Below are 13,434 nucleotides of genomic sequence, written 5' to 3'. Positions count from 1 at the left end.
GTCAGTCCTCCCCCAGCAGGCGGCGCGCCAGGCGCAGGTGCGGCCGGTCGATCATCTTGCCGTCCAGCCGCAAGGTACCTGCGCCCGGATTGGCCGTGAACGCGGCGATCACGGCGCGAGCCCATAGCAGTTGGCCGTCGTCCGGAGCCAGCGCCGCGTTGATGGCGTCTACATGACGGGGATGGATCGCCATCTTGCCGACGAAACCATCGCGGAACGCCTCGCCGGCCTCGGCTGCGAGCACATCGGGCGCGTCCAGGTCGACGCAGACCGTGTCGATGGCGCGTACGCCGGCGGCGGCGGCCGACATCAGGCACAGCGAGCGCGCCAGGCGGAAGGGCTCGGTGTAGCGGCCCGCGTCGCGGTTGCGCAGCGCGCCGACGTCGGCGGCCAGGTCTTCCGCGCCCCAGGACAGTCCCCACAGGCGGGGGGTGGCATCGCGGTAGTCATGCAGCCCGAACAGGGATTGCGCGGTTTCGGTGACGATGGCGAGGATGCGGGTGGCGCCGGGCGCCGTCTTGGCGGCGGCCTCGAACGCGTCCAGATAGTGCGACAGCTGCAGCAGGCCGGCGCGGCCGGCGCATTTGGGCAGCACGATGCCGTAAGGAGCGGCAGGCATCACCGCAGCCAGGTCGGCCAGGGCCTCGCCGCTGTCCAGCGCGTTGATGCGCACCCACAGTTGCTTGGCCGTAGCGCCGTGCTCGAGCATGGCGCGGACTTCCGCGCGCGCCGCGGGCTTCTGGTCCGGGGCGACGGAGTCTTCCAGATCCAGGATCAGGGCGTCGGCGGCGCTGGCGGACGCGTGATCGAATTTGCGCCCGGAATCGCCGGGCACGAACAACAGGGAGCGGGTCATTGCGGTCCTCCTGGGGCGGCGGCGGGCTCAGGCGGGACGCTTGCGCATCAGAGCCGAACGCTTGCACGTGGCCACCACTTCGTCGCGATGGTTCAGCGCGGTGTGTTCGAACTCGACGATGCCCGCGTTGGGACGCGATTTGCTTTCACGCACCGACAGCACACGGGTCCGCACGTGCAGGGTGTCGCCCGCGAAAACGGGCTTGGGGAAGTTCACGTCGGTCATGCCCAGGTTGGCCACGGTGGTGCCCAGGGTGGTGTCGTTGACCGTCATGCCGATCAGCAGGCCCAGCGTGAACAGGCTGTTGACCAGGGGCTTGCCGAACTCCGTCTGTGCCGCGAAATGCGCGTCCAGATGCAGCGGCTGCACGTTCATCGTCAGGGAGCTGAACAGCACGTTGTCCATTTCGGTCAGGGTGCGGGTCCAAGCATGTTCGAACGTTTGTCCGGGCGAAAACTGTTCGTAAAAAAGGCCAGCCATGTTCTTTCCTTCGTGTGGAGAGCGCCGGGCAGCGGCCCGGATTTCGAGAGGGCGCTGCCGGTAAATCCGATTTGCGTTCTTACTCTTGAACAAAAGTTTATAGGTATGAACGATGGCGGGCAATGGTTTTTGCTTGGCGTAAACCCGGGGGAGTGCACGAAGGCGGCACTGGACGCGGCAGCGCGCCGCCAGCGTGGACGGCGCGGTGCAGCAGCAAGGCGTAGGGGAAGACTGGACACGGCACGCGCGCCGAGGCCGGGAATGGAGGCGGGGGAACTGGGTAGGAACCGAGCAGGAGCTGAGCAGGAGCTGAGCAGGAGCTGAGCAGGAGCCAAGCAGGAACCGGGGGCAGGGAAGCCCCCTTGTGCGGGGACCCTAGTACGCCGGCACGGCGGGCGTCGGGCTATCGATGCGCTGCGCAAGTTCGCGGCTGGCCGCGAGCAGGGTCTGGCCGATGAGGTCGGCCTTGGCGGCCGAACGGTCCAGCGGCGCGCCCACGACCAGCGCCAGCACGGCGCCGTGCAACACCAGTGGCGCGGCCACCGACAAGGTGTCGGCCTGGTGTTCCGCCAGGTTCACGTGCCAGCCGCGGCGGGCTTCGGCTTCGATCAGCTGCAACAGCTGCTTGTGGGTCTTGACCGTCTTGCCGGTGTAACGGTCCAGGGTCAGGCTGGCGGCCAGCGCATCCCGGTCGGCGGGCGACATGGCTCCCAGCAGCGCGCGTCCGGAGGCGGAGGCATGCAGCGGCTTTTGTTGGCCGACCCTGGCCGTGAAGCGAACGATGCGCTCGGGCTCGGCCACGTCCAGGTAGACCACGTGGTCGCCGGAGCGCTGCGCCAGGATCAGCGTTTCGTCCAGCTCGTCGCGCAGCGCTTCCAGCGTGGGCCGGATGCGCGTGGTCAGCTGGTCATGCTCGGCCACCGTGCGGGCCTCGTTCAGCCAACGGCGGGTGAGGTAATAACGGCCCGCAGTCTGATGCGCGTAGCCATCGCCTTCCAAGGTGTCCAGCAAGGCCAGGCAACTGGATTTGGGGATGCCCAGCCCGGCCGAGATCTGCGACAGCGTGGCCGGCGCCCGCGTCGCGGCGAAGAACTGCAGGATGTCCAGGACGCGCCTGGCGCTTTTTACGTCGTTCGTACTCATGCACGGGAATATATATTCATGAACGGGCAGCGGCAACCGCCGCAGCCCTCCATGCCATCAGTCCGCGTACACGCCCGCCTTGCGGATGATGCCGCCCCATTTGTCGACCTCGGATTGCAGCCAGGTCTGCAGGCCCTGCGGCGTCTGCTTGGATTCCGGCACGATTTCGGCCCCCAGCTCCGCCATCTTCTGCGTGAAGGCGGGATCCTTCAGCGCGGCGCGCAAGGCTTCGTTGAACTTGGCGATGGCCTCGGGCGGCGTGCCCTTGGGCGCGTAGACGCCATGCCACACCTTGACCTCGAAGTCCTTCAGGCCGTTTTCCTGCAGGGTCGGCGCATCGGGCAGGGTCTTGATGCGGTCCAGCGTGGTGACGCCGTACAGTTTGACGCGCTCGGCCTTGATCTGCGGAATGGTCTGGGTGGTCTGGTCGCACAGCACGTCCACCTGGCCGCCCAGCAGCGCGGTCATGGCCGGCGCCGTGCCGGCATAGGGTACGGTGGTGAACTGCACGCCCAGGGATTCCTGCAGCAGCATGCCGCAAAGCTGCGACACCGCGCCCAGGCCGGCGTTGGCCAGGTTGATCTTGTTGCCGTTTTCCTTGGCGTACTTGATGAAGTCCTTCATGCCGTCCGCGGGCAGGTCCTTGCGGCCCAGCAGCGTCATCGGCACGTCGGCCACCTGGCCGACATAGGCAAAGTCCGTCAGCGGATTGAATGACAGCTTGCGATACAGCGCTGGCGCGGTGGCCATGCCGTTATGGTGGATCAGGAAGGTGTAGCCGTCGGGCGCGGCGCGCGCCACGTGTTGGGACGCCAGCGTGCCGCCCGCGCCGGTGCGGTTTTCGATGATGATGCTCTGGCCCAGCGTCTTGGACATGGACGCGCCCAGGCTGCGCGCCACCACGTCGGTCGGCCCGCCTGCCGCGAACGGTACGACCAGCGAAATGGGATGGTTGGGATAGGCGCCTTGCGCGCCGGCGTTGCCAGAGACCAGGCAGGACAGGGCCAGCAGGGGCCAGGCCGCGCGCTTGAAAGCGCGCGCGTAGATGGGGGGCATGTCTCGCTCCTTGTGGTGTAGTCGGGGCCCCCAAGGCAAAGCATGACGGCCGGACACCAGTGTGGCGCGCTCGCGCCCGGATGAGAATTCGCGCTTCCGCAAGCCGGGCTTCGGTTGCTGGAAAGGAGGGTTTACGCGGAAGGCGGGGTTAGAGGCGGATTTGCCGCTCTTGTTTGGGGTTCGAGTCCGCTGCACGGGAGTGCCACGGTCTGCAGCCGATCGTGAAAGTAACGATGAAAAATCTCCCAGTCCCGATATTGGGCTGATGCCACCTGGAAGGCGCAGAGTCTGCCCACCAAGCTGCAGATCCAGTCAGCGCATTGAAGCGTCCGGAACAGATGACTCTCGCCTTGAATAAGCGGCTCGACCAGCGTTCTGCATCGGTGGGCGGCATCTTCGAACATTGCCAATGTGCAAGCCTCGACATTCATCTCACGCCAGCGGCTGCCAGCCTGCTGTTCGTCGATCAATAGCATGAAGGTGGACTGCCTTGGCGAGAAAAACTGATCCGCTCGTCGAACGATGCGCAGCAGCTGCTGTTTGAAAACAGCGGCGGGTTGATGTGATGCCGCATCCGCAGTCTTCTGCTCGCCGCAGTAGATCACGTGCCCGCCGATCTGCTTGATCTGGTTGAGCAATCGACCGGTAGCGGCTCGCAGTTGTTGGTATCTCTCCACATTCCGGACGGTATAGAGCTGCGCGCCCTTTTTTTCCCACCGGTACGCAGGTTGGTCTTGTTGTTCGAGTTCGAACTTCAAGAGATGGCATTTCAGCTTATAGAAGTAGATGGCGAATTCGCGAACGGCTTCCACAGGTAGGACCAATCCAGCGAATCCAAAAACCGGGCTGGTCCGGTGCTTGCCGTGATCACGGGAGATGAAGGGACCGATGTGACCGAACTCGTCCAGATACATGACGTAATGCATGGCGTAACCCTTTGCCCGACATATGGTTTGTATGCGAATCGATGCAGTGTAGGGCGTGGGAGCAGGCCTATTTTCCGTCAGTGAATGGAAAGATCGCACCTTCTTTCACGTGCTCAATGACTCATGCCGCACAAAAACACGAAAGCCCGCGGCAATAAATTGCGCGGGCCTCGGAAGGTGGGCATATGGCGTGCATATACGTTGAAGAAACTGTAGAGCAAACGCAGGTCTTGTCGCAAGAGAGCAAGGCACCCGAAATGGGGAAATGATCGCGAGAATCCTCGGTATCAGACGGAATCACGGTTTAAGGCTGGGGGATGTGCCAACCTCCAATCGGGTTTAAAGCCCAACCCTAATTCGCTTGATCCTTGCCCGGATCCTCTGCCAGCACCTGTGGCGCGGCATAGCTCGCCGCGGGCACATCCACGGGTTCCGCGCGCAGCGGCTGGTGCACGCGGCTGGGCGGTACCAGCGAATCCGGCGAGTCCGGCTGGGTCCACAGCGGGTCCGGGATCTCGGCGAAGACCTGGCGCAGGCGTTCGCCCCAGGTGCCGCGGATCATGCGGAAGTACTCGTTGTGCTCGTCGATGCTGGCGAAGTGCGTGACGCGCAGCGAGTGCGTGTCGTAGACCAGCAGGTCCAGCGGCAGGCCCACCGAGATGTTCGAGCGCAGCGTGGAGTCCATGGAGATCAGGGCGCACTTGGCGGCCTCGTCCAGCGAGGTGTCGGGGCGCAGCACGCGGTCCAGGATGGGCTTGCCGTACTTGGCTTCGCCGATCTGGAAGTACGGGCATTCCTGGCCGGCTTCGATGAAGTTGCCGGCCGAATACACCTGGAACAGGCGGCAGCGTTCGGCGCCGATCTGGCCACCGAAGATCAGGTTGACGTTGAAGTCCACGCCCTGCTCGCGCAGGGCCGGGGCTTCGCGGTGATAGACGTCGCGCACCGCGGCGCCGACGCGGCGGGTGGCCTCGAACATGTCGGGAGCGTTCCAGACGGTTTCGCCGCCTTCGTCGTGCTGGCGCGCCAGCGCGTTCAGCACGGCCTGGCTGACCGCCAGGTTGCCGGAGCTCATCAGCACCATCACGCGGTCGCCCGGACGTTCGAATACGGTCATCTTGCGGAAGACGCTGATCTGGTCGACTCCGGCATTGGTGCGGGAGTCGGCCAGGAAAACCAGGCCGGAATCAAGGCGGGCGGCGACGCAGTAGGTCATGATCTGAAATTGGGAAAACCACGCCGCATTGTATTGCGGCGCGGCCGGCGGGATGTTACTGCTGGGCGCTGGTCTGGACCTGCACGCTGACCTCCATGGATTCCTGGCCGCCGCCGGTGCGCACGCCGCGCACCGGGGAGGCCGAGTCATAGTCGCGCGCCACCGCCAGCCGGCAGTGGCAGTCCGAGGCGAACTGGCGGTTGGTGATGTCCACGCTGGTCCAGCCCACGTCGGGCAGCCAGACGTCGGCCCAGGCGTGGCTGGCTGCGTGCTCGGCGGTGGTGTACAGGTAGCCGCTGACGTAGCGGGCCGGCACGCCCAGGCCGCGCACGCAGGCCAGGAAGAGGTGGGCATGGTCCTGGCAGACGCCGTGGCCCATCGCCAGCACCTGGTTGGCGGCGGTGGTGACGTCGGTGGTGCCGGGTTCGTAGGCGACGCGGTCGCTGACCGCGGTGGCCAGGGCCAGGATGTCGTCGGGCGTGTTCAGGCCGCCGGGCAACACGCCGCGCGCGAAAGCCATGACGGTGTCGTCGGCCTGCGTCAGGGGCGTCTGCACGCAATAGGCGTGCACCGGCAGGCGGCTGTCCTCGCTGCCCAGCAGGCCGCGTTCCAGCGGCGCCACCTGCACCTGCCCGACCACGCGCAGCTCGATGTCGGTGTGCGGCTGGTTGAGCGTCAGCGTGTGCGTGATGTTGCCGTAGGCGTCCACCTGCTTGTCCAGCGCGCCCGGCGCTTCGATGTGCCAGCGCAGCACGCGCTGATGCTCATCGTCGCGCGGCGTCAGGCGCAGGGTCTGGATGCTGTAGGTGACCGGCGCGGTGTAGCGGTAGTGCGTGAGGTGCGTGATGATCTGTTTCATTCCTGTCTCCGTGTTTGCGCCGCGCGGCCCTAGGCCGACAGCGGCACCAGGAAGTCCTGGCTGATCCGGTTGCCCAGATCGTTGATGCGGTTGAGGAAGTGGTCCAGGTACTGGTGCAGTCCGCTGTCCAGGATGTCTTCGACGCGGCCGTATTGCAGTTCCGCGCACAGCATGCCGGCGCGCCTTTCGGTTTCGGTCGAGCGCTGGTTGGAGACGCGCGCCAGGTCGTCGGCCACCGCGCGCATCGAGGCCAGCAGCGAGCGCGGCATGTCGCCGTGCAGGATCAGCAGCTCGGCCACGCGGTCGGGGGTGATGACGTCGCGATACACCTTGCGGTAGATCTCCAGCCCCGATACCGAGCTTAGCAATGCCGACCAGCGGTAGAACTCGCTTTGCAGCGCCGCCGCGCCGGCCGGTTCGGCGCGGCCGTCGTGGCCGTTGGCGCCGCGTTCGTGGAACTTCACGTCTAGCATGCGCGCCGTGCTGTCGGCGCGCTCCAGGTGCATGCCGATGCGCAGGAAGTACAGGGCCTCGTCTTCCAGCATGGTGCCGATGGTGACGCCGCGCGCCAGGTGCGAACGGAACTTCACCCATTCGAAGAATTCGCCCGGATTGCGCTCCAGCAGGCCGGTATGCAGATGCTTTAGCAGTTCCAGCCAGGTGGTGTTGTAGGTCTCCCAGACCTCGGTGGTGAGGCTGCCGCGCACGGCGCGCGCGTTTTCGCGAGCCGCGCGCATGCAGGAATAGATGGACGACGGGTTCTCGGCGTCGCGCACCATGTACTGCAGCACGTCGTGCGGCGATATGGAGGCGTACTTGCTCTGGTACAGGCCCTGCAGCTCGGAGATGCGCAGCACGCCCAGCCACGAGCCTTCGCGCGTCTGCGCGTCCTGCGGCAGCAGCGACATCTGCAGGTTCACGTCCAGCATGCGGGCGGTGTTCTCGGCGCGCTCGGTATAGCGGCACATCCAGAACAGATTGTCAGCGGTTCGGCTCAGCATCTTCAGTCCTCCTCCAGCACCCAGGTGTCCTTGGTGCCGCCGCCCTGGCTGCTGTTGACCACCAGCGAACCCTCGGTCAGCGCCACGCGGCACAGGCCGCCCGGCACGGTGCGGATGTCCTTGCCGCACAGCACATAGGGGCGCAGGTCCACGTGGCGCGGCGCCACGCCCGATTCCACGTAGGTCGGCACGGTGGACAGCGCCAGCGTGGGCTGCGCGATGTAGTTGGCGGGGTTGGCGCGCACCCGTTGCTTGAACGCGTCGACCTCGGCGCGCGAGGCCGACGGCCCCACCAGCATGCCGTAGCCGCCGGAGCCGTGGACTTCCTTCACCACCAGCTCATGCATGTGGGCCAGCACGTGCGACAACTCGTCCGCCCGGTTGCAGCGCCAGGTCGGGACGTTGGACAGTATCGGCTCCTCGCCCAGATAGAAGCGGATCATGTCCGGCACGTACAGGTACGTGGACTTGTCGTCGGCGATGCCGGTGCCGATGGCATTGGCCAGCGTGACGCGGCCGGCGCGGTACACCGACAGCAGGCCGGGCACGCCCAGCGCGGAGTCGGCGCGGAACGACAGCGGGTCGAGGAAGTCGTCATCCAGGCGGCGGTAGATCACGTCCACCTTGCGGGGCCCCTGCGTGGTGCGCATGTAGACGGTGTTCTGCTCGACGAACAGGTCCTGGCCTTCCACCAGCTCCACGCCCATCTGCTGCGCCAGGAAGGCGTGCTCGAAGTAGGCGGAGTTGTACATGCCCGGCGTCAGCACCACCACGGTGGGATCGTCGCCGCCGTGCGGCGCCACTTCGCGCAGATTGTCCAGCAGCAGGTCGGGGTAATGCGCCACCGGTTCCACCTTGATGCGGCTGAAGGCGTCCGGCATCAGCCGCATCGACATCTTGCGGTTCTCCAGCATGTAGGACACCCCGGAAGGCACGCGCAGATTGTCTTCCAGCACGTAGAACTCGCCCGCGCCGGCGCGCACGATGTCCACGCCGGCGATGTGGCAGTAGATGTCCTCGGCCACGTCCACGTCTTGCATCTCGGGGCGGTACTGGGCGTTCAGGAACACCTGCTCGGCCGGCACGATGTTCGCGCGCACGATGTCGTGCCCGTGATAGATGTCGTGGATGAACATGTTGAGCGCGCGCACGCGCTGCTTCAGGCCTGCCTCCAGCAGGCGCCATTCGTCGGCGGGGATGATGCGCGGGATCAGGTCGAAGGGGATCAGGCGTTCGGTGCCGGCCGCATCGCCCGCCACCGAAAACGTGATGCCGACCCGGCGAAAGCTCAGGTCCGCCTCCAGGCGGCGCGCGGCCATGGCCTGCGCGGACTGCTCGTCGTGCCAGCGCTCGAAAGCCTGGCAATGGGAGCGTATGCCGCCGGCGCTGTCGCGCATTTCGTCATAGGCGGCGGGACGGGATGATCTGTCCTTCATGGCTCCTCCGGTACAGGTGCTGGCGGCCGCGCTCGCGCGCGGCGGCCGCCCGGCCGATGTCCGGCCGGTTGCAATGGATTAAGCAACACGCGTGCCAGCCTGGCTGGCACGAGCGGGGGGCGCCCCTGGGGACCAATATCCTCCGAAGGGCGTTGCAGCGCCATCGCCGCGGCGGCTGAGGCCACGGGATGGCGCAGGCGCCAGGCGCGGACTGGCCAGGGCTGGCGGGTTGAACGGGGTCAGTCGGGCTGGCGCGGAAAAGCTTGGCCAGGGGGAACGGGTGGGGTGGCGCCGTGGGCGCCGCCGAGGCGGGCCGCGCAAGGTGCGCGGAGTGCTGTGTAATGGGGCCGGAACGGGGCCGGTCCGCGGGCTATGTTAGGCCATGCACCGTTTTGGTGCAAGCCTGTGGGGCAAAGCTGGTGCGTCAGTTCATGCGATAGCTGTGCAGCGTGGCGCCGCCAGTGCCGCCTTGTTCCAGCGGCGCCTGGGGCACCCAGCCGTCCTGGGTCAGCACCGCGTCCAGCGGGAAGTCGTGCGCGGCGGGTTCGTGGTCGGCATCCAGCTCGCCGCAGCTCCAGGCGATGCCGATGGCGATGAACGGGTGGCCCCGGTCGCGCAGCGCGGCCAGGGTGCGGTCGTAATAGCCGCCGCCGTAGCCCAGGCGGTCGCCCTGTTCGGTGTAGCCCAGGGTCGGGACCAGCACCACGTCCGGCAGCAGTTCGGGGCCTGAGACCGGTTCCTGGATGCCGTAGGGGCCGGCGCGCAATTCGGCGTCCGGCGTCCACGGCAGGAATGCCAGCGGGGCGTTGCGCTCGCGCACCACGGGCAGCGCCACCGCCACGCCGTTTTCGACCCATTGTTCCAGCAGGGGACGCAGGTCGGGCTCGTCGGCCATGGGCCAGAAGGCGGCCACGGTGGCGGGCGCGGGGCGGCCGGCGCGCACGGCTTCGTCGCGCGCCACGTTCAGCCAGGTGAACAGGCGGGCGCGCATGAGCAGGCCACCGCGGCTACGCTGGTCTTCCGGCAGTTCGGCGCGCAGTTTTCGCAATCGCGCGCGTAGCTGTACTGCGGTATCCTCTGGAGTATTTTGCGTAGTCATGCGGTGGCTGTAAAAGGGATGGAAAAATGATGGCGAACGTGCGGACGAACACGCGTACGAACATGTGGATTGCCGGCATGCTGGCGTACGGCAAGGCCAGTGTATGAGGGACAGGGCATGACACAGACTATGCAATCCGGACGGTATCAGAAAACCGCGCGGAAATCCGGGCCCGCCGCCACATCCGAAGTTACTCCCGGCCTGCGCCGCTGGCTGCCGCTGTTGGCGCTGTTCACCGCGGCCTGTGCGCCGGTGGATGCGCAACAGCGCAGCGCGTCCATCAAGGCTCAGCCCGAGCCCGCCGTGCAGGCGGCGCAACCCGCCATTTCCGTGCCGCCGGCCGTGCTGGCGGGCCTGCCGCCCACTTCCCAGACGCCCGCGCTGGCCGCCGTGGTGGCGGCGCGCGAAGCCATGAACCGCAAGCAGTGGTCCGTGTTGGGCGCGCTGGTGCCGCAGGCCAAGCCGGACCCGCTGGGCATGTACCCGGAATACTGGCTGCTGCGCTATCAGCTATGGACCCCGCCCGCCACCGGCCGGCCCACCGCCGACCTGCAGAAATTCATCAGCGGCAATTCCGACGCCTACCTGGCCGACCGCCTGCGCGGCGACTGGCTGTTGGCCGCCGCCCGCAGCGGCGACTTCGAAACCGTGCGCAAGCTCGCGCCCGTCAAGAACAGCAATGCGCAGATCGAGTGCGCCATCCTCGATGCCAAGCACATGACCGGGCAGCGCGCCACGGCGGCGCAGGCTGCGGCCGTGTTCGCGCCGGGCGGCGCGTGCTGGGCGCTGTACGACCAACTGGTCGCCGACGGCATCATGGGCTGGGAGCAGCTGGAGCCCCAGCTGCGCGACGCCATCGAAGCGAACAAGACGACCGACGCACGCAAGTTCGCGCAATACATGTTCGAGCCGGGCGACCTGAAAACCTATGACCTGCTCATGAAGGATCCCATGAAGTGGCTGACGCGCCAGAGCCGTCAGCCCGTGGGCCGCAACGAGAAGGAACTGGTGACCATCGCCTTGGCGCGCCTGGCGCGTTCCGACGTCAGTGTGGCCGATTCCTACCTGCGCCGCGAATGGGGCAAGTCCGGGGACTGGTCCAAGTCCATGGCCAAGTCGAACCTGGCCTGGGTCCGCGGCCAGTACGCGCTGGTTGCCGCGCTGAATCTCGACAGCCGCGCCGACGACTGGTACCACGAGGCCGGCCACATCCGCATGACGGAGTACAACGCCGCCTGGAAGGTGCGAGCCGCCTTGCGCCAGCCGAAGATCGACTGGAAGTGGGTGATGGAATCCATCGACCAGATGCCTGCCTCGCAGCAGGCCGATTCGTCCTGGGTGTACTGGAAGGCACGCGGCCAGGCCGCGCGCGGCAACAAAGAGCAGGCCGCGACCGCCTACGCCAGCATCGCTGACCGCTTCGATTTCTACGGCCAACTGGCCGCCGAGGAAATGGGCCGCCGCATCACCGTGCCGCCGCGTCCCGCGCCCATCAGCGACCAGGAAATCACCGAGGCTCGCGCCAATCCCGGCCTGCGCCGCGCAATCCAGCTCTTCCGCCTGGGCTGGCGCGCCGAAGCCGTGCCGGAATGGAACTTCACGCTGCGCGGCATGAGCGACCGCCAGCTGATGGCCGCCGCCGAACTGGCGCGCGCCGAGAACATCTACGACCGCGTGGTCAACACCTCCGACCGCACCGAAAAAGAGTTCGACTTCAGCCAGCGTTTCATTGCGCCCTTCGAAGGCCGCGTCACCGCCAAGGCCAACGCCATCGCGCTGGACCCGGCCTGGGTCTACGGCCTGATCCGCCAGGAATCGCGCTTCATCATGGACGCGCGTTCGCACGTGGGCGCATCCGGCCTGATGCAGCTGATGCCGGCCACGGCCAAGTGGGTCGCGGGCAAGATCGGCATGAGCAACTTCACGCCCGACAGCGTCAACGACTTCGACACCAACACCGAACTCGGCACCAACTACCTGAACATGGTGTTGCGCGACCTCAACGGGTCGCAGATGCTGGCCAGCGCCGGATATAACGCCGGCCCGCGCCGTCCGCACAACTGGCGCTCGACCTTCACGCATCCGGTGGAAGGCGCCATCTTCGCCGAGACCATCCCGTTCAACGAAACGCGCACCTACGTCAAGAACGTGATGTCCAACTCGGTCTATTACGCGGCCATGTTCACCGGCCAGTCCCAGTCCCTGAAGGAGCGCCTGGGCAACATCGTGCCGCTGGGCGCGGAAAGCACCTCGATTCCATGACGCGGGATCCGGCCACGGACGGCCTGCAGGTCTATATCGTGGGCGGAGCGGTGCGCGATGCGCTGCTCGGCCTGCCGCCCGGCGATCACGACTGGGTCGTGGTCGGCGCCACGCCCGAGGACATGGCGCGGCGCGGTTTCGTGCCGGTGGGCGGCGACTTTCCCGTCTTCCTGCATCCGCGCAGCAAAGAGGAATACGCCCTGGCGCGCACCGAGCGCAAATCGGGGCGCGGCTACAAGGGCTTCACGTTTTATACCGGCGCCGATGTCACGCTGGAAGAGGACTTGCGGCGCCGCGACCTGACGGTCAACGCCATCGCGCAGACCCGTGACGGCGAGCTGGTCGATCCCCTGGGCGGCGTGGCCGACGTGCGCGACCGCATCTTCCGCCATGTCGGCGATGCATTCGAAGAGGACCCGGTGCGCATCCTGCGGTTGGGGCGATTCGCGGCGCGCTTCGGTGATTTTTCCGTGGCGCCCGAGACCCTGGAACTATGTCGCCGCATGGTCGAGGCCGGCGAGGCCGATGCGTTGGTGGCCGAGCGGGTCTGGAAGGAATTGTCGCGCGGTCTGATGGCAGCCGCGCCGTCGCGCATGCTGGGCATCCTGCAACAATGCGGGGCGCTGGCGCGTGTGATGCCCGAACTGCAAGGCGTGGACGAAACCGCGGCGGAGGTGGACCGCGCCGCCGCGCAGGGCCTGTCGCTGCCGGGCCGCTACGCCTTGCTGTGCCGGCTGACGCCCGAGCGCGATGCCATGGGCCGACGCTTGCGCGTACCTACCGAGTGCAATGATTACGCGCGGCTACTGCCGGAAGTGCTGGCGGGGCTGGATGCCGCGCAACAAGCGGCCGACCCCGCCGACGCGCAGTTGGCGCTGATGGAGCGTGCCGATGCCCTGCGCAAGCCGGAACGCTTTCTGGATCTGCTGGACGCGGCTTCGGTGCTGCGGCCGGTGGACCGAGAAGCCTGGCAGTCGCGCGCGGCCGCCGTGCGCGGCGTGGACGCCGGCGCCATCGCCAAAGCTTGCGCCGGGGACCCGGCGCGCATCAAGGAGCAGTTGCGCGCAGCGCGGTTGGAACGGCTGCGGGCGCAGTGATGC

12 protein-coding genes are annotated in these 13,434 nt (G+C 66.9%); 2 read left to right on the top strand and 10 right to left on the bottom strand.

What is annotated here, in order from left to right:
• Position 1: 1 nt before the first annotated feature.
• The 10 genes from WBB14_RS00590 to WBB14_RS00545 all read right to left on the bottom strand — a co-directional run bounded on the left by WBB14_RS00590 (position 2) and on the right by WBB14_RS00545 (position 10,072).
• Positions 2-856 carry an HpcH/HpaI aldolase/citrate lyase family protein gene (locus tag WBB14_RS00590; RefSeq protein WP_424238113.1) on the bottom strand — a complete coding sequence of 285 codons (855 nt, stop codon included), beginning with the start codon at positions 854-856 and terminating at the stop codon, positions 2-4.
• Between the two features lie 27 nt (positions 857-883).
• The gene (locus WBB14_RS00585) at positions 884-1,336 is read right to left on the bottom strand and encodes a MaoC family dehydratase (RefSeq protein ID WP_424238112.1); all 453 of its coding nucleotides are present in this window, start codon (positions 1,334-1,336) and stop codon (positions 884-886) included.
• A gap of 375 nt (positions 1,337-1,711) precedes the next feature.
• A complete protein-coding gene (locus WBB14_RS00580; protein WP_424238111.1) occupies positions 1,712-2,479 on the bottom strand; it encodes an IclR family transcriptional regulator in 768 nt (255 codons plus the stop codon).
• Positions 2,480-2,536: 57 nt separating this feature from the next.
• Positions 2,537-3,535, bottom strand: coding sequence for a tripartite tricarboxylate transporter substrate-binding protein (locus tag WBB14_RS00575; protein ID WP_332016123.1), 999 nt, complete (start codon positions 3,533-3,535; stop codon positions 2,537-2,539).
• A gap of 131 nt (positions 3,536-3,666) precedes the next feature.
• On the bottom strand, positions 3,667-4,461 hold the full coding sequence (locus tag WBB14_RS00570; RefSeq protein ID WP_424238110.1) for a DUF3800 domain-containing protein: 795 nt from the start codon (positions 4,459-4,461) through the stop codon (positions 3,667-3,669).
• Positions 4,462-4,813: 352 nt separating this feature from the next.
• A complete protein-coding gene (locus tag WBB14_RS00565; RefSeq protein ID WP_207472647.1) occupies positions 4,814-5,677 on the bottom strand; it encodes a proteasome-type protease in 864 nt (287 codons plus the stop codon).
• Between the two features lie 55 nt (positions 5,678-5,732).
• Positions 5,733-6,536: a transglutaminase family protein gene (locus tag WBB14_RS00560; protein ID WP_424238109.1), complete on the bottom strand. Its 804-nt coding sequence runs from the start codon at positions 6,534-6,536 to the stop codon at positions 5,733-5,735.
• Between the two features lie 29 nt (positions 6,537-6,565).
• Positions 6,566-7,537 carry an alpha-E domain-containing protein gene (locus tag WBB14_RS00555; protein ID WP_424238108.1) on the bottom strand — a complete coding sequence of 324 codons (972 nt, stop codon included), beginning with the start codon at positions 7,535-7,537 and terminating at the stop codon, positions 6,566-6,568.
• A 2-nt stretch (positions 7,538-7,539) separates the two neighbouring features.
• Positions 7,540-8,973 carry a circularly permuted type 2 ATP-grasp protein gene (locus tag WBB14_RS00550; protein ID WP_424238107.1) on the bottom strand — a complete coding sequence of 478 codons (1,434 nt, stop codon included), beginning with the start codon at positions 8,971-8,973 and terminating at the stop codon, positions 7,540-7,542.
• Positions 8,974-9,397: 424 nt separating this feature from the next.
• On the bottom strand, positions 9,398-10,072 hold the full coding sequence (locus tag WBB14_RS00545; RefSeq protein WP_424238106.1) for a 5-formyltetrahydrofolate cyclo-ligase: 675 nt from the start codon (positions 10,070-10,072) through the stop codon (positions 9,398-9,400).
• A 117-nt stretch (positions 10,073-10,189) separates the two neighbouring features.
• Between WBB14_RS00545 and WBB14_RS00540 the strand changes: the two genes are divergently transcribed.
• Together WBB14_RS00540 and WBB14_RS00535 are read left to right on the top strand one after the other, a co-directional pair.
• Complete coding sequence (locus WBB14_RS00540) at positions 10,190-12,334, top strand: transglycosylase SLT domain-containing protein (protein WP_424238105.1); 2,145 nt, start codon at positions 10,190-10,192, stop codon at positions 12,332-12,334.
• On the top strand, positions 12,331-13,431 hold the full coding sequence (locus WBB14_RS00535; protein ID WP_424238104.1) for a CCA tRNA nucleotidyltransferase: 1,101 nt from the start codon (positions 12,331-12,333) through the stop codon (positions 13,429-13,431). Before WBB14_RS00540 ends, WBB14_RS00535 begins: the two co-directional genes overlap by 4 nt.
• The last annotated feature ends 3 nt before the right edge of the window (positions 13,432-13,434 follow it).

The organism is Achromobacter sp., from assembly GCF_049647645.1.
Classification (GTDB): Bacteria; Pseudomonadota; Gammaproteobacteria; order Burkholderiales; family Burkholderiaceae_B; genus Achromobacter.
Note: the sequence above shows the minus strand (reverse complement) of the source record. Positions and strands in the feature narration are given on the sequence as shown.